The 16,208-nt window shown below is 71.5% G+C and carries 13 protein-coding genes; 7 read left to right on the top strand and 6 right to left on the bottom strand.

What is annotated here, in order from left to right:
* Nucleotides 1-92 precede the first annotated feature (92 nt).
* Nucleotides 93-2,018, top strand: coding sequence for a 1-deoxy-D-xylulose-5-phosphate synthase (gene dxs / locus L3Q67_RS40690; RefSeq protein ID WP_499186734.1), 1,926 nt, complete (start codon nt 93-95; stop codon nt 2,016-2,018).
* On the opposite strand, the gene L3Q67_RS40685 is transcribed toward dxs, so the two are convergent.
* A complete protein-coding gene (locus L3Q67_RS40685; RefSeq protein WP_499186733.1) occupies nt 2,007-3,440 on the bottom strand; it encodes a purine-cytosine permease family protein in 1,434 nt (477 codons plus the stop codon). The genes dxs and L3Q67_RS40685 overlap by 12 nt on opposite strands.
* 55 nt (nt 3,441-3,495) lie before the next feature.
* On the opposite strand from L3Q67_RS40685, the gene L3Q67_RS40680 reads away from it, so the two are divergent.
* Complete coding sequence (locus L3Q67_RS40680) at nt 3,496-3,921, top strand: hypothetical protein (protein ID WP_499186732.1); 426 nt, start codon at nt 3,496-3,498, stop codon at nt 3,919-3,921.
* Here L3Q67_RS40680 and L3Q67_RS40675 read toward each other — a convergent pair whose 3' ends face one another.
* The 4 genes from L3Q67_RS40675 to L3Q67_RS40660 are packed head-to-tail and all read right to left on the bottom strand — an operon-like array spanning nt 3,922 to nt 9,363.
* Nucleotides 3,922-5,328, bottom strand: coding sequence for an aldehyde dehydrogenase family protein (locus tag L3Q67_RS40675; protein ID WP_499186731.1), 1,407 nt, complete (start codon nt 5,326-5,328; stop codon nt 3,922-3,924).
* A complete protein-coding gene (locus L3Q67_RS40670; RefSeq protein WP_499186730.1) occupies nt 5,325-6,965 on the bottom strand; it encodes a thiamine pyrophosphate-binding protein in 1,641 nt (546 codons plus the stop codon). Before L3Q67_RS40670 ends, L3Q67_RS40675 begins: the two co-directional genes overlap by 4 nt.
* On the bottom strand, nt 6,962-7,915 hold the full coding sequence (gene speB, locus L3Q67_RS40665; RefSeq protein ID WP_395896298.1) for an agmatinase: 954 nt from the start codon (nt 7,913-7,915) through the stop codon (nt 6,962-6,964). Before speB ends, L3Q67_RS40670 begins: the two co-directional genes overlap by 4 nt.
* Nucleotides 7,912-9,363 carry a sodium:solute symporter family protein gene (locus L3Q67_RS40660; RefSeq protein WP_499186729.1) on the bottom strand — a complete coding sequence of 484 codons (1,452 nt, stop codon included), beginning with the start codon at nt 9,361-9,363 and terminating at the stop codon, nt 7,912-7,914. Before L3Q67_RS40660 ends, speB begins: the two co-directional genes overlap by 4 nt.
* Before the next feature lie 135 nt (nt 9,364-9,498).
* Here L3Q67_RS40660 and L3Q67_RS40655 point away from each other — a divergent pair, with 135 nt between their 5' ends.
* The 5 genes from L3Q67_RS40655 (at nt 9,499) to L3Q67_RS40635 (ending at nt 15,600) form a co-directional block, all read left to right on the top strand.
* Nucleotides 9,499-10,962: a PucR family transcriptional regulator gene (locus L3Q67_RS40655; RefSeq protein ID WP_499186728.1), complete on the top strand. Its 1,464-nt coding sequence runs from the start codon at nt 9,499-9,501 to the stop codon at nt 10,960-10,962.
* 52 nt (nt 10,963-11,014) lie between these two features.
* Nucleotides 11,015-11,686 carry a response regulator transcription factor gene (locus L3Q67_RS40650; RefSeq protein WP_209665750.1) on the top strand — a complete coding sequence of 224 codons (672 nt, stop codon included), beginning with the start codon at nt 11,015-11,017 and terminating at the stop codon, nt 11,684-11,686.
* Nucleotides 11,683-12,849, top strand: a complete 1,167-nt coding sequence (locus L3Q67_RS40645) for a HAMP domain-containing sensor histidine kinase (RefSeq protein WP_499186727.1) — start codon at nt 11,683-11,685, stop codon at nt 12,847-12,849. Before L3Q67_RS40650 ends, L3Q67_RS40645 begins: the two co-directional genes overlap by 4 nt.
* The gene (locus L3Q67_RS40640; protein WP_499186726.1) at nt 12,846-13,877 is read left to right on the top strand and encodes a winged helix DNA-binding domain-containing protein; all 1,032 of its coding nucleotides are present in this window, start codon (nt 12,846-12,848) and stop codon (nt 13,875-13,877) included. The genes L3Q67_RS40645 and L3Q67_RS40640 overlap by 4 nt, the downstream gene beginning before the upstream one ends.
* 82 nt (nt 13,878-13,959) lie before the next feature.
* Nucleotides 13,960-15,600 carry a peroxidase family protein gene (locus L3Q67_RS40635; RefSeq protein WP_499186725.1) on the top strand — a complete coding sequence of 547 codons (1,641 nt, stop codon included), beginning with the start codon at nt 13,960-13,962 and terminating at the stop codon, nt 15,598-15,600.
* A 221-nt stretch (nt 15,601-15,821) separates the two neighbouring features.
* On the opposite strand, the gene L3Q67_RS40630 is transcribed toward L3Q67_RS40635, so the two are convergent.
* Entirely contained in the window at nt 15,822-16,169 is a 348-nt protein-coding gene (locus L3Q67_RS40630; RefSeq protein ID WP_499186724.1) for a hypothetical protein, read from the bottom strand.
* Nucleotides 16,170-16,208: the final 39 nt, after the last annotated feature.

The raw sequence follows: 16,208 nt of genomic DNA, 5'->3' as shown, positions 1-16,208 counted from the left end.
GCGGATCCGGCAGCCCCGGCGCTCCGTAGACTGGGCGGACGATGGCGGTGGCCGAACCGGCTCGAAACAGGCTTGAACAGGCGAGGTGGAGCGTGACGTTGCTGGATTCCGTGCACGGACCGGCGGACCTGAAGCGGATGGAGCCCGGCGAGCTGGAGCTCCTCGCCGGTCAGATCCGGGAATTCCTGGTCGAGAAGGTGTGCCGGAACGGCGGTCACCTCGGGCCCAACCTGGGCGTGGTGGAGCTGACCCTCGCCCTGCACCGGGTGTTCGACTCGCCCTCGGACGCGATCGTCTGGGACGTCGGGCACCAGAGCTACGTGCACAAGATCGTCACCGGCAGGCACGCCGAGTTCGACGGGCTGCGCCAGCGGGGTGGCCTCACCGGCTACCCCTCGCGCGCCGAGAGCGAGCACGACCTGGTGGAGAACAGCCACGCCTCGGCCGCGCTGTCCTATGTGGACGGCCTGGCGAAGGCCTTCGAGCTGGGCGGCGGCGGCAGGCACGCGGTGGCCGTGGTCGGGGACGGCGCGCTGACCGGCGGCATGTGCTGGGAGGCGCTGAACAACATCGCCGCCGCCCCGCACCGGCCGGTGGTGATCGTGGTCAACGACAACGGCCGCTCGTACTCGCCGACCATCGGCGGGCTCGCCGAGCACCTGGCCTCGCTGCGCCTGCGGCCCGGCTACGAGCGCGTCCTCGACGGCGGCCGTGAGCTGCTGCGCCGCACCCCGTTCGTGGGCAAGCCGATCTACGCGGCGCTGCACGCGGCCAAGGCCGGGCTGAAGGACGCGGTCAGCCCGCAGCGGATGTTCGCCGACCTGGGCCTGAAGTACGTCGGCCCGGTCGACGGGCACGACCTGTCCGCGCTGGAGAAGGCGCTGCACAGCGCGAAGGCGTTCGGCGGGCCGGTGATCGTGCACGCGGTGACGGAGAAGGGCCACGGCTACGAGCCCGCGGTCAACCACGTGCACGACCAGATGCACCAGACCGATCCGCTGGACCCGGAGACCGGCCTGCCGCCGGTGAAGGGCCCGAGCTGGACCGGGGTGTTCGCCGACGAACTGGCCGCCATCGGTGACGAGCGCGAGGACGTGGTCGCGATCACCGCGGCCATGCTGCGCTCCACCGGGCTGCACAAGTTCGCCGAGGCGCACCCGGACCGCTGGTTCGACGTCGGCATCGCCGAGCAGCACGCGGTGGCTTCGGCCGCCGGGCTGGCGATGGGCGGCATGCACCCGGTGGTGGCGATCTACGCGACCTTCCTCAACCGCGCCTTCGACCAGGTGCTGATGGACGTGGCGCTGCACAAGCAGGCGGTCACCTTCGTGCTCGACCGGGCCGGGATCACCGGGCCGGACGGCGCCAGCCACCACGGCATGTGGGACCTGTCGCTGCTGGGCCTGGTGCCCGGCATGCGGGTGGCCGCACCCCGTGACGCGATCACCTTGCGTGAGGAGCTGCGGGAGGCGGTGGCCGTCGCCGACGGCCCGACCGCGCTCCGGTTCTCGCGCGGTGGCGTGATCGAGTCGGTGCCCGCGGTGGACCGGCTCGGCGTGGTCGACGTGCTGCGCCGCCCGGCCGAGGGCGCCGGGACCGACGTGCTGCTGGTCGCTGTCGGTGCCTTCGCCAAGCTGGGCCTCGCCGCCGCGGACCGGCTGGCCGACCAGGGCATCGGCGTCACCGTGGTGGACCCGCGGTGGGTGCTGCCGGTGCCGGGGGAGCTGACCGCGCTCGCCGAGGCGCACCGCCTGGTGGTCACCGTCGAGGACAACGGCCGCCACGGCGGCTTCGGCTCACTGCTGGCCGCCGCCTTCCGCGACGCCGACTGCTCGGTGCCGGTGCGGGACCTGGCCGTGCCGCAGCGCTTCCTCGAGCACGGCACGCGGGACGAGGTGCTCTCCGAGATCGGCCTCACCGCGCAGGACGTCGCGCGCAAGGTCACCGAGTGGGCCGCTGTTGTTCTGCCGCGCCTCCAGCACGGCGGCGAGGTCGCTCTGAGCCGGTCACCGGAGTGACCTCGCGGGTGCGGGAACGGGCGCCAGGACTTCGGCGGGTTCCGGGAAGAGGCGCAGCAGCACCGGGTAGGTGACGGCGGCGGTGAGCAGGGTGGCGGGCAGGCTGATGTCCACGCCACCCGCGACCTCCCGTAGCGGCCCGGCGATCATCGGGGTGTTCGCGGTGAGCAGGCCGAGCGTGGTCGCCGGGAGCCAGGCGGCCATGGCCCGCCAGTTCACCCCGCGGGTGAACCAGTACCGCCCGCCCCGGCGCCCCTGGTTGAACACCTGCAGGTCCTCGGGGTCGTAGTACCCCCGCCGCACCAGGTAGCCGATCATCATGATCACCATCCACGGCGAGGTGCACAGCACGATCAGCGTGGCGAAGGCGTTGATGCTCGACACCATGTCCAGCGCGAAGTTGCCGACGAAGATGAACGCCACCGACAGCGTGCCGATCAGCAGCGTCGCCTGGACGCGGCTCAACCGCACGAAGATCGAGCTGAAGTCCAGCCCGGTGCCGTACAACGCGGTGGTACCGGTGGACAAGCCGCCGATCAGCGCCACCACGATGAGCGGAATGGCGTACCACAGCGGAGAAATCGTGGTCAGGCCGGCGATGTAGTCGCTCGCGTCGGTGACCAGGGTGGCCGTGGCGATGCCGAAGCCGAACGGCAGCAGCGTCGCCACCTGCGCCAGGAACGGTGCCGCCAGCAGGGAACGGCGGCTGTGCGTGGCGGGGATGTAGCGCGACCAGTCACCGAGGAAGGCGCCGAACGAGATCGGGTTCGCCATCACGGTCAGCGCGGCCAGGATCCACGTGGGCCAGAACGTGCCGAGCGCGTAGTCGCCGGTGCCGGGGAACGCCGGGTCGAACCGCCCACCGTAGGCGAAAACGCCGAGCAGCATGATCGCCGTGCCCAGTACCACCGCGATCCGGTTGATCAGCAGCATGAACCGGTAGCCGTAGACGCAGACCACCAGCGTCGCGATCGCGATCACGCCGTACGCGGTACCCCGCAGCACTTCGCCGCCGTCGATGCCGAACAACCGTTGCGCCGCACCGGCTACCGCGTCGCCGCTGACCCACACCGAGATCGCGAAGAAGGTGATCGCGGTGAGCAGCGACAGGAACGAGCCCACGCACCGGCCGACCACACCGAAGTGCGCGCCGGAGGCGACCGCGTTGTTCGTCCTGGTCACCGGCCCGAACAAGCTCATCGGCGCGAGCACGCAGGCCCCGGCCAGCACGCCGGTGACCGTCGCCGCGACCGCGGCGGGGAAGCTGAGCCCGTAGGCGATCGGCAGCGTGCCGAGGATGATGGTGGCGAAGGTGTTCGCGCCGCCGAAGGCGAGGCGGAACAGGTCCCGCGGCCGGGAAGTCTGTTCCGCGAACGGGATCGGCGCGATGCCGTTGTGCTCGACACTGGTGATCTTGGGCATCTGGAATCCGTCTTTCGTTGTCTTCGCGTTATCCGGCGCTGTCACAGTGGTGGGGATGACCCGGCAACTGGCGGTGGCAGCGCCGTCCCGGACGGTGGTCGCGCTCGGCGTGGCCGGTGCGGGACTGGGTACCGCCGTGTCCTGGCTGGACCTCTACCTGCTGTCCTCGGCACGCGATCAGTGCGTGGTCGGCATGACCGCCTTCGAGAACTCCGGCATGCTCGTCTTCTCCGTGCAGCCGGTGCTGTGGGCGGTCAACTTCCTCGCGTTCACCCTGCTCTACGCCGGGCTGTTCCCGTTGTTCCTCAACGGGGACACCGCCGGGGCGCGCTTCGCCGGGGTGGTCGCGTGCGTGCTCCTGACCGCGGTGCTGGTGGCCGCGTCGGTCTGGATCAGCATGGCGGTGTGGTCGCCGGAGCAGGTGGCCCCCGGTTGTGCCGGAGGCCACCCGCCGTGGTGGCCCGCGTGGGCCGTCCTTTAGTTACTGGTAGCGCGTCATCACGTGCTTGACGCGCGTGTACTCGGCGAACGAATACGCCGAAAGGTCCTTGCCGTGGCCCGAATGGCCGAAACCGCCGTGCGGCATTTCCGCGGCCAGCGGGCCGTGCGTGTTGATCCACACGCAGCCGAAGTCCAGTTCCGCGGAGACCCGCACCGCGCGGGAGTGGTCGTTCGTCCACACCGAAGACGCCAGCCCGTACGGCACGCCGTTGGCCAGTTCGACCGCTTCGGCCTCACCGCTGAACCGTTGAACGGTGATCACCGGCCCGAAGATCTCCTCCTGCACGAGCTCGTCGTCCTGCGTCAGCCCGGAAACCACGGTGGGTTCGAAGTAGAACCCGCCGCCCGCCGGGCTGGTGCCGCCGGTGTGCACGGTGGCGTGCGCGGGCAGCCGCTCGATCAGCCCGCGCACCCGATCCCGTTGCGCGGCGCTGTTCAGCGGGCCGAAGTCGGTGCCGGGGCGGGTCGCGCCGGCGGCCTTGGCCAGCGTCGCGGTGAACTCGTCGTGGATCGACTCGTGCACCAGTACCCGGCTGCCCGCGGTGCAGTCCTGGCCCGCGTTGTAGAAGGCCGCGCCCACGATGCCTTCCGCGGCTTCCTCCAGGTTCACGTCCTGGAAGACCAGAAGTGGCGCGTTGCCACCGAGTTCGAGGTGCGTGCGCTTGAGGTCGGCCGCGGCGACGGTCGCCACGTCGATCCCGGCGCGCGTGGACCCGGTGATCGACACCAGCTCGGGGATCGGGTGCCGGACCAGCGCGCGGCCGGTGTCGCGATCGCCGCAGACCACGTTGAACGCGCCCACGGGCAGGAACTCCGCGGCCACCTTCGCCAGCAGCACGGCGCTGCCCGGGGTGGTCTCCGCCGGCTTGAGCACCACGGTGTTCCCGGCGGCGAGCGCGGGCGCGATCTTCCAGACGCCCATCATCAGCGGGTAGTTCCAGGGTGCGATCTGCGCACACACGCCGACCGGTTCGCGCCGGATCGACGAGGTGTGCCCCGGCAGGTACTCGGCTGAGGCGGTGCCTTCCAGCTGGCGAGCCGCACCGGCGAAGAACCGCAGTGCGCTCACGCTTTCCGGGATCTCCTCCTCCAGCACCACACGCCGGATCTTGCCGGTTTCCCGGACTTCCACGTCGGCGAACTCCGCCGCACGGGACTCCAGCGCGTCGGCGATCTTCAGCAGCGCCAGCTGCCGCTGCGCCGGGGTGCTGCGGCGCCAGGCGCGGAACGCCCGCCGCGCCGACTCCAGTGCCGCGTCCACATCGGACTCATCGGACAGCGCGCTGGTGCCGCAGACCTCGCCGGTGGCGGGATCGACCAGCTCCAGGGTGCGGCCGCCGATCGCCGGGACTTCCTTGCCTTCGATGAAGTTCACGAGCACCCTCACTGGTCGAGGTGGGTGGGTTCGAACATGCGCAGCAACGCCGGCAGCACGACCACGCTCGGGCCGGGGGCGGCCAGCGCGCTCGCCAGATCGGCACGCAGATTGTCCACTGTGGACACCTGCGCCGGTACGCCGAACGACCTCGCCAGTGCGGCGAAGTCCGGCCGGGCCAGTTCGGTGGCGTGCGCCTGGCCGAAGGCGCCGGTCATGTACTCGCGGAGGATGCCGTACCCGCCATCATCGACGATGAGCCAGGTGACGTCCAGGCCGTGCTGGGCCGCGGTGGCCAGTTCGGCGATGCCGTACATCGCGCCGCCGTCCCCGGAGACGGCCAGCGCCGGGCCACGCCGGGCCGCGGCCGCGCCGAGCGCGCCGGGCAGGCCGTACCCCAGCCCGCCCGCGCCCTGCGCGGTGTGGATCGGGGCGCCGTCGGCGTTCCAGGCCGACCAGGCCCAGTACCCGAGCACGGTCATGTCCCAGAAGCTCGGCGTGCCTTCGGGGAGCGCCGCGCGGACTTCGGCGAGCACGCGCTGTTCGAGATCGAGCGACTGCCCGCCGATCCGGTCGCGGACCTTGCCCAGCAGTTCGGCGACCGCGGCTTCGGCCCGTCCGTCGGCTTCCCGTGACGGCGCCGCTTCGAGCAACGCGGTCAGCGCAAGGCGGACGTCGGCGTGGATGCCCAGCGCGGGGTGGTTGGACTCCAGCTTCCCGGCGTCCGCCTCGATCTGGATCACCCGTCCGCGCGGGCGGAACCGGTGGTAGTTGCTCGTCAGCTCGCCGAGACCGGAGCCGAGCACGAGCAGCACGTCGGCGTCGGCCAGGAACTCGGTGGAATGCCAGTCCTCGAGCCAGGACTGCCCGGAGAGCGGATGGTCCCAAGCGAAAGAACCCTTGCCACCGAAGGAGGACAGCACCGGGGCGCGGACGAGTTCGGCCAGCGCTCGCAACTCGGCCTGCGCGCCGGATCGGACCACGCCACCACCGGCGAGGATGACGGGGTTCTCCGCCGTTCCCAGCAGCCTTGCCGCTTCGGCGATGAGTTCCGGCAGCGGGGCCAGCGATTTCGGGGTGGCGGTGACCGAGGTGATCAGGGGCAGCGAAGCCGGGGCGAGCAGCACGTCCTGCGGGATCTCCACCCACACCGGCCCGTACGGCACGGTCGCCGCCGACTCCCACGCTTCGCGCAACACGGTCGGGATCTGGCTGGCCGTGCGCACCACGTGCGTCGACTTCACCACGTCACGGAAACTCGCGCGCTGGTCCGGCAATTCGTGCAGGTAGCCGTGCCGTCCACCACCGAGCCCGGCTGTCGGCACCTGGCTGGAGATGCCGAGGACCGGCACCGACGACGAGCGGGATTCCTGCAGCGACGCCAAAGTCAGCAACGCGCCCGGACCGGTGGAGACGATCATCGGGGTCACCGGGACCGGGCCGCCGGGGCCGGCGTCGAGCCGGGCCCGCGCGTGCCCGTCCGCGGCGAAGGCCAGGTTGTTCTCCACCCTGGCGCCGACGAGCCGCAGTTCCGGGCACCGCCGCAGGGCTTCGAACAGGCCCAGCGCGTGCTGGCCGGGCAGGCCGAACACGGTGTCCGCGCCGAGCGCCCGCAGCGTCTCGACGACCAGGTCACCGCCGATCCTCATGCGCCCGCCCCGAGCGCGAGCAGGCTGACCAGGTCGTAGGCCACGTGGGAGGCGGCGATGGCGGTGATCTCCGCGTGGTCGTAGGCCGGGGCCAGTTCCACCACGTCCCCGCCGATCAGGTTCAGCCCGCGCAGGCCGCGCACGATCTCCAGCAGTTCCCGGCTGGTCATGCCGCCCGCCTCCGGCGTGCCGGTGCCGGGCGCGTGGGCCGGGTCGAGCACGTCGATGTCGATGGAGACGTACAGCGGGCGGTCGCCGATGCGCTGCCGCAGTGCGTCCACGGTCTCGGCCACCCCCCGGCGCATCACGTCCCCGGAGGTCACGATGCCGAAGCCGAGGCGCCTGTCCTCTTCGAGGTCCCGCTTGCCGTACAGGGGACCGCGCGTGCCCACGTGCGACAGCGCGCTGGTGTCGAGGATGCCCTCCTCGGACGCCCGCCGGAACGGGGTGCCGTGGGTGTACGGCTCGCCGAAGTAGGTGTCCCAGGTGTCCAGGTGCGCGTCGAAGTGCAGCAGCGCCACCGGTCCGTGCTTCTTCGCCGCCGCGCGCAGCAGCGGGAGCGCGATGGTGTGGTCACCGCCGACGGTGACCAGCTTCGTGCCGTCCGCGGTGAGCGCTTCCGCTTCGTGCTGCAGGGTTTCGATGGCCTCGCCGATGTTGAACGGGTTGATGGCGATGTCGCCGGCGTCCACCACCTGGGCGGTGGCGAACGGGGAAACGTCCAGTTCCGGGTGGTACGGCCGGAGCAGGCGGCTGGCCTCGCGCAGCGCGGCCGGGCCGAAGCGCGCGCCCGGCCGGTAGGACACACCGGCGTCGAACGGCACCCCGACCACGGCGACATCGGCGCGGTCGACCTGGTCCGCCCGCGGCAGCCGGGCGAAGGTGGCGAACCCGGCGAACCTGGGTACCTTCGACGAGTCGACCGGCCCGATCGGGGACTGCTGCGTCACTGCGTGAACTCCTTCTCTGCGTCAACGGTTTCGCGCCCGGCCAGCCGTTCGCTCCAGTGGCCGAGCACGGCGGCGGGCGTCGGCGGCGTGGCCAGGCTGACGACCACGTACACCAGCAGGCTGCTGCCCAGGCCCCAGTAGATCGGCGAGTTCGCTTCCATGCCGTCGACCACCATGAGCACGATCGCGGCGAGCGCGCCGACCGCCATCGAGGCGACCGCGCCCTGCCGCGTGCCGCGCTTCCAGAACAGCCCGCCGAGGATCGCCACCAGCAGGCCGCCGACCAGGATGTTGTAGGCGATGGTCAGCGCGGCGACCACGTCGGTGACCACCATCGCGATGCCGATCGCGACCAGGCCGAGCACCAGCGTGGTGAGCCGGTTCCGGCTGACTTCGCTCTCTTCGGAGGACGGCGTCCGGCCCCGCAGCTTGCCCAGCAGGTCCGTGGTGCTCACCGTGGAGCAGGCGATCAGCGCGCCGCTGGCGGTCGACATCATCGCCGACAGCGCGGCGGCCAGCACCAGGCCGCGGACCCCGGCGGGCAGCAGGTCTTCCACGATCGTGGCGAAGGCGTCCTGCGCGCTGGCGAGCGAGGGGTACAGCACCTTCGCCGCGGCCCCGATCAACGCGCCCGCGAGCCCGTAGACCAGGCAGTACACCCCGGAACCGATGCCACCGCCGGTCGCCACCCGCGGGGTGCGGGCGGTGAACACCCGCTGCCAGATGTCCTGGCCGATCAGCAGGCCGAACCCGTAGGTCAGCACGTAGGTGATGATCGAGCCGGTGCCGATGCTGGTGAAGTCGAAGAAGCTGGCGTCGAGGCGCTCGCCCATGCCGTCGAACCCGCCCGCCGCGCTGACCGACACCGGCAGCAGGATCAGCAGGATGCCGATGGTCTTGATGACGAACTGCGCGATGTCGGTGAGCGTGATCGACCACATGCCGCCGAGCACCGAGTAGAGCACCACGATCACGCCGCCGATGCCGATGCCCACCCATTCCGGGATGTCCAGCAGCACCTTGAACACGGTGGCGAAGGCGAGGGTGGAGGTGACCGTGAGCATCAGCGTGTACGCCCACATCACGATGCCGGAGATGGTCGAGGCGGACCGGCCGCCGTAGCGCAGGTCGAGCATCTCGCTGACGGTGTAGACGCGCAGCTTCACCAGCCGCCGCGCGAACAGCGCGTGCAGCACGAGGATGCCCAGCCCGATCGAGACCACCAGCCAGGCACCGGAGATGCCCCAGGTGTAGCCGAGCTTGACGCCGCCGACGGTGGACGCGCCGCCGAGCACCACGGCCGACATCGTGCCGGAGTACATGAACCAGCCGAGCCTGCGCCCGGCGACCAGGTAGTCGCTCTTGGTCCGGGCCAGCCGGAGGCCGTACCAGCCGATGCCGAGCATGCCGGCGATGTAGAGCGCGATCACCACGTAGTCCGCGACCACGGGTACCTCCTTGGACTGGGGCGTGTCCGGGACACCGTAGGGCTGGATTCCGGTCGCTTGACCGGGATGATCTGTCCCAATCTGACGTACTCTCTGGCCACTATGTCCAGGAACTCGGAAACCATCGGCACTCCGGTGAACATTCCGTTACAGGCGGTCGTCGGCAACCCGGAGCTGTCCGTGGAGGCGGTCCGCGAGACGCTGCGGCCGGGCGCGCTCGACCTGCCGGTCCGCTGGGCGCACGTGTGCGAGCTGCGCGATCCTTCGCCGTACCTGCTGGGGGAGGAGCTGCTGCTCACCGCGGGCGTCAACCTGCCAGCCGAGCAGTCCGAAGTGGACCGGTACGTGCGCGGGCTGCGGGCCGCGGGCATCACCGCGCTCGGGTTCGGCATCACGCCGCCGCTGCACGAAGAACTGCCCGAGACCCTGCGCCGCGCCTGCGCCCGCGCGGGGTTGCCGCTGCTGGTGATCGGGGTGCGCACGCCGTTCATCGCGGTGAACCGCGTGGTCGCGGTGGCGCTGGCCGAGGCGACCCACCGCGAGCAGCGGCGGATCACCCAGGCGCGGGAGGCGCTCACCAGGGCGGCCGCCGGTGGGCTCGCCGAACTGGCGCGCGGGCTGGCCAAGCACGTCTCCGGCTGGGTCGCGCTGGTCGGGCAGAAGGACGCGCTGGCCGCGGAACACGGGGTCCCGGTGCCGTTCCCGCCGGAACTGGGCGAGCTGTTCGCCCGGCTGCGTGGCGGGTCCGGCATCCGCAGCGCCACCACCGAACTGCCCGACGGCACGTTCGTGGTGGCGCAGCCGGTCTACCCGCAGGCCACCGCGGCGCACCTGGTGGTGGTCGGCAGGCGCGCGCGGTTCGACGGCACCGACCGGGCGATCGTGGCGGTCGGCGCGGCGTTGTTCGGCCTGGCCAGCCGCGCGGGTTCGGACACCGCCGGGCTCGGCGGCGCGGTCACCGCGCTGGTGCTCGCCGAGCGCACGCCCGCGGCACCACTGGAAGACCTCCTGGGCGGGGGCGAGTACCGCGTGGTCGCGGGCACGGCCCACGGCGCCGGTCCCGGTGATGTCGCGGCCGGGTACGACTGGCTGCGCACCCGGCTCGACACGCCGCTGGTCGAGCTGAAACCGGGGCCGCGGTTCACCGCGGTGGTCCGGAACCAGCCGGACGCCCGTGCCAGGGAGGAACTGCTCGCCGCGGGCTGGCTGGTCGTGGTGAGCGCGCCCCACCCCGCCGAGCGCCTGCCCGACACCGCCGCCGAACTGGCCGCGCTCGAGCAGCGCGCACTGGTGCTCGGCCGTCCGGTGCTGGCCGAGAGCAGTGGCCTGGCCGCGCTCGTCGCGCGGGGGCACGCCGCCGACTACGCCGAGCGCACGCTCGCCCCGCTCCGCGCCCTCGGTGACGACAGCCTGCTGGACACCCTGCGCACCTGGCTGGCGCACCACGGCGGCTGGGACCGGACCGCCTCGGCGCTGGGCGTGCACCGCAACAGCGTCCGGCACCGGATCGGCCGGGTGGAGCGGGTGCTCGGCGTCGACCTCGCGGATCCGGAAACGCGGATGGAGCTGTGGTTCGCCCTGCGGTGGGCCGGGCACTGAACGCCCCGTGTCCGATCAGGTCACTCTCAGGAACGTGTGGGATTGTGGATCCGTGCGGATTCTGGTAGTCGAAGACGAAGAACCCCTGGCCGAGGCCATCGCCCGAGGCCTGCGGCGTGAGGGCATGGCGGTGGACGTCGCCTTCACCGGGGACGAGGGCCACGAGAAGTCCACCATTACCCGGTACGACGTGGTCCTGCTCGACCGGGACCTGCCCGGCATGTCCGGTGACGAGCTCTGCAAGGAGATCGTCGAATCCGGTGAGCTGACCAGGGTGCTGATGCTGACCGCCAGCGGCACGGTGGAGGACCGGGTGGCCGGGCTGTCCCTCGGTGCCGACGACTACCTGGCCAAGCCGTTCGCCTTCCCGGAACTGGTCGCCAGGGTCCGGGCGCTGGGCCGCCGCGCCACCCCGGCCGCGCCGCCGCTGCTGGTCGCCGGGGACGTCCGGCTCGACCCGGCCAAGCGCACGGTCAGCCGCGCCGGCGGGCCGGTGGAGCTGACCCGCAAGGAGTTCGGCGTGCTGGAGGTGCTGCTCGCCGCCGGGGGGTCGGTGGTCAGCAGCGAGGAACTGCTGGAGCGGGTCTGGGACGAGAACGCCGACCCGTTCACCACGACCGTGCGGGTCACCGTGATGACCCTGCGCAAGAAGCTGGGAGAACCTGGGATCATCGAGACCGTGGTGGGTTCTGGCTACCGGGTACCCGGTGCCGGTCACGGGTGAACCGGCGAGTCCAGCTGATCCCGGCGTGGAGCCTGCGCGCCCGGATCACGCTGTTGTCGACCGCGCTGGCCGCCGGGGTCAGCGTGGTCCTGCTCTACCTGGCCTGGTCGCTGGTCGGGGATTCGGTGGCCGCGGTGCCGCAGATGCCACCCGGCAGCAAGGTCCGGGTCGACGGGGTGGACGTCGACGCCTCCGTGCTGGCCGCGCACCTGCGCGAGCACGCGCGCGAAAAGGTGCTGATCGCCGGGGCGGTGGCGTTCTGCTGCGTGGTCGCGGCGACGGCCGTGCTCTCGTGGACGCTCACCTCGCGGGTGCTGCGCCCGCTGCGGGAGATGACCGGCACCGCGCGGCGGCTGTCGGTCGAGTCGATGGGGGAGCGGATCGGCGGCCGGGGTGCCCGAGGGGCCCGCGACGAGCTCGGTGAACTCGGCGCGACCCTGGACGCGATGCTCGACCGGTTGCAGACCGCGTTCGACACGCAGCGCCGGTTCGTCGCCAACGCCAGCCACGAACTGCGGACCCCGCTGGCGGTGATCCGCACCGAACTGGACGTCACGCTGGCCGACGACCACGCCGACGAGGCCGAGCTGCGCCGCATGGCCGGGGTGGTCCGCGACGCCACCGAACGCGCCGAGCAGCTGGTGAGTTCACTGCTGCTGCTCGCGCGCACGGACGGCGCCGGGGTCGGCCCGACCGAGCCGGTGGACCTGGCCGCGGTGGTCGGCAGCGCGTGGAACGCGGTGTACCGGGAGGCCGAGCGGAGGCAGCTGCGCACCGACTTCCAGCTGGTGCCGTCGTACTCCGTCGGGGATCCGGCACTGCTGGAGCGGATCGCCGGGAACCTGCTGGAGAACGCGGTGCGGCACAACGTCGACGGCGGCTGGATCGAGGCGGTGACCCAGCCGGGGCAGCGGTGGACCACCCTGCGCGTGCGGTCCTCCGGCGGGCTGGTCGACCCGGCGACGGTGGCGGAGCTGTTCGAGCCGTTCCGCCGCGAAGGCGTGGCGCGCACGGCACGGACCGGCGCCGGACTGGGGTTGTCGATCGTGCGGGCGGCGGTGCAGGCGCACGGCGGGGCGGTTTCGGCGGAACCCGTGGTGGGCGGCGGGCTTTCGGTGACCGTGCACCTTCCGGCGCTGAACCGCGTCGGGGTGCCCACGTGACCGAGGTGCTGCTCGCACGGGCGCACGCGCAGGGGCTCGCGGGTGCGCGAGCCGGGAGTGTGGCCGAGGTCGTGCGCAAGGTGGTCGCGTTGCAGGCGCAGGACATCCGGGCCAACCGGCTGGGTGTGCGCGTCCGGTCCGCCGGGTTGACCGCCGCCGACGTGGACGCCGCCTGTGCTTCGGGCGCGGTGGTCCGGACCTGGGCGATGCGCGGCACACTGCACATGCTGGCCGCCGAGGACGCGGGCTGGATCGTCGGATTGCTCGGGCCGCGGTTCGCGGCGGCGACCAGGTCGAGGCGGCGCCAGCTCGGGCTCGACGAGGAGACCACCTCGCGCGGGGTGGCCGCGCTGGAGGCGATCCTGACCGGGAAGTCGTTGCCGCGCAAGGAAATCGTCACCGCCCTGGCGGAGCACGGAGTGGTGCTGGACCCGAAGTCGCAGGCGCCCGCGCACCTGATCGGCTTCGCGGCGATGACCGGGGTGGTCTGCCGCGGCGCCGACCTCGGTGACGAACCGACCTACGCGCTCTTCCGGGAGTGGATTTGTCCACTTCGGACATTGCCGGAAGAGGAAGCACTGGCTCGGCTGGCGTCCCGTTATCTGTCCGCTTACGCACCGGCGACCGTCGAGGATTTCGCGGCCTGGTCCGGGCTGACCCTCCGGCAGGCGCGCGCCGGATTCGCCGCCGGTCCGATCGAGGCCGCCGCGCCGGTCCCCGGTGAATTGTCGGTGCGCCTGCTCGGCCATTTCGACACGTATTTGCTCGGCTATCGGAGTCGTGAACTCGCCGTCGCGCCCGAATTTGATCGCCGGATCCAGGCGGGTGGCGGGTTCATCATGCCGGCCGTGCTGGTGAACGGCCGGGTCGTCGGAACTTGGCGCCAGGAAAGGAAAAAGCAGGTTGTCGAGGTGCGGGTCGACCCGTTCGGCCCGCTCGCCGAGGACGTGCTTTCCGGTATCCGGGCCGAGATCGACGATCTTGGGCGCTTTCTCGATCACGAAGCGGTCTTCCGTTCAGTGGACTGATCCGCTCGGTCGGCGGTGGTACGCTCGGTGACATCGGCATTGGGGAGATGCCGAATTCGTCAATCCGAGGGGGATTGAAGATATGCACCGTCATTCACGGGAAAGCTATTACGTGGTCGGCGAAGGTGATCTTTCCTTCGACGCCGAACGCAATCCGATGAGCAGCCGCCCGTCCGCCCGTTCCGAGCTGCGGCGGTTCCGCTTCTCCCGGCTCGGCCCGGTGGGCGAGCCGGTGGATCCGGCGCTGCAGCAGGAACTGGCCGCGGCGATGACGGTCGAGCAGGACACCGCCGGGGAGACCGCGCTGGAGCCGGTGCCCGCCGGGTTCACCTACCTCGGCCAGTTCGTCGACCACGACCTCACCCTCGACCGCACCGCGGTGGACCTCGGTGAGGACGTTTCGCTGGAGGACCTGATCGCCGGGCGCTCACCGGCGCTCGACCTCGACGCGTTGTACGGCCGCGGCCCGGCACGCGACGCCCACCTCTACACCGACGGCGTGCACCTGAAGGTGGGCACCACCGCCGCCGTGCCGCTGGAGGGGGCGAACAACAACCGCACCGGCTTCGACCTGCCGCGCAAGGGCACCGGCGAGACCAAGGCGGAGGAGCGCGCGGCAGTCATCCCGGACGCGCGCAACGACGAGAACCTGGCCGTGGCGCAGACGCACCTGGCGTTCATCCACTTCCACAACCGGGTGGCCGACGTGCTGGCCGCCGAGGGCGTGCCCACACCGCAGTTGTTCGACCGGACCAGGGCCGAGGTCGTGAAGCACTACCAGTGGCTGCTGCGCACCGACTACCTGCCGCGCATCGCCGACCCGGCCGTGGTGGGCGAGGTGTTCACCACCGGGCGGAAGTTCTTCGAGCCCGCCCCGGACGCGCACGACGCGGCGACCATGCCGATCGAGTTCTCGGTGGCGGCGTTCCGGCTCGGGCACAGCATGGCGCGCGCGACGTACCAGTGGAACCGGTTCTTCCGGGCCGGCGCGGACGCCGGGATCGCCACCATGCTGCAGTTGTTCATCTTCAGCGGCACCTCGGGCACGCTGTCGCCGACCGGGAACCCGGCCGACCTCGACGACCCGAACGCGGGCACCTTCCTGCGGCTGCCGACCAACTGGATCGTCGACTGGCGGCGGCTGCACGACTTCCCGGGTGCCGGTCGGCCGGATCTCGGGGTGCCCGAAGGTGAGGGCAACCTGGCGCGGCGGATCGACACGCTGCTCACCAACCCGCTCGCCACGCTGCCCGCCGGGACCTTCGCCGGGCGAGGGCAGGGCCTGGCGCCGGACGACATCCAGCGGAACCTGGCCTACCGCAACCTGATCCGGGCGAACATGGTCAAGCTGGCTTCCGGGCAGCAGATGGCGGGCCTGTTCGGCGTGAAGGAGCTGACCAGGGACGAGTTGCTGACCGGGGACGGTCAGGGCGCCGACCTGAGCGCGCTGAGCGAGGAGCACCGGGAGTCGCTGGCCGCGCGGACGCCGCTGTGGTTCTACGTCCTGCGCGAAGCCGAGGTGAACGGCGGCAAACTGGGCGCGGTCGGGGCGAGGATCGTCGCGGAGGTGTTCAGCCGCAGCATGGACGCCGCCCGCCACTCGATCCTGCGAGAACCCGACTGGCGCCCGCGCTTCGGCACGGACGGCCGGTTCGGCATGGCGGACCTCCTGCTGTTCGCCTTCAACGGCGACCCGGCCAAACTGAACCCCCTGGGCGACTGACCATGCCGTGAATGTGGCTTTCACGGCACCCGCCAGCGCCCCGAACGTGGAACTCGGCTTCCCGAGTGTGGAATTCAGCTTCCTGAACGTAGAACTCGGGTGCCTGAACGTGGGACTCGCCGGGGCGGGCCGCACCGGCGAGTCCCACACTCCCGCAGCCGAGTTCTACGTTCGTGCAGCCGAGTTCTACGTTCGTGCAGGCGAGTTCTACGTTCGCGGGGTCACCAGTAGACGGCGACGCCGACGTTCAGCAGGGCCAGGGCCCCGACGACGGGCAGGCCCGCCCGTGGCAGCCGGTCCGGTTTGTGGGCTTCGAAGGCGATCACCAGCACCACGAGCGCGATCACCAGTTTCACCGCGGCCTTGACGTTGTTCGGTTCCACGGCGACCAGGCCGCTCGAAGCGATGCCCACCAGTGCCGCGCCGGTCAGTACCTGCAGGCCCGAGCTGTGCAGCACGAGCGTGGGCACCCCGGTCCGCTTCGCGATCAGTTCCCCGGCGACCCCGCCGAGGATGCCTGCCATGCCCACCAGGTGCAGCACCACCAGGGTGCTGTACAGCACGTTCATCAAGCGCGATCTCCTTCGCTCCCGCCGGAGCGCAGCCTA

The organism is Saccharothrix sp. AJ9571, assembly GCF_021725495.1.
Classification (GTDB): domain Bacteria; phylum Actinomycetota; class Actinomycetes; order Mycobacteriales; family Pseudonocardiaceae; genus Amycolatopsis; species Amycolatopsis magusensis.
Note: the sequence above shows the minus strand (reverse complement) of the source record. Positions and strands in the feature narration are given on the sequence as shown.

What these genes read in the sequence shown, in the direction of transcription:
- L3Q67_RS40685 (WP_499186733.1), bottom strand. Translation starts at nt 3,440, where the DNA reads ATGCCCAAGATCACCAGTGTCGAGCACAACGGCATCGCGCCGATCCCG.
- L3Q67_RS40670 (WP_499186730.1), bottom strand. Translation starts at nt 6,965, where the DNA reads ATGAGGATCGGCGGTGACCTGGTCGTCGAGACGCTGCGGGCGCTCGGC.
- L3Q67_RS40630 (WP_499186724.1), bottom strand. Translation starts at nt 16,169, where the DNA reads ATGAACGTGCTGTACAGCACCCTGGTGGTGCTGCACCTGGTGGGCATG.
- L3Q67_RS40680 (WP_499186732.1), top strand. Translation starts at nt 3,496, where the DNA reads ATGACCCGGCAACTGGCGGTGGCAGCGCCGTCCCGGACGGTGGTCGCG.
- L3Q67_RS40635 (WP_499186725.1), top strand. Translation starts at nt 13,960, where the DNA reads ATGCACCGTCATTCACGGGAAAGCTATTACGTGGTCGGCGAAGGTGAT.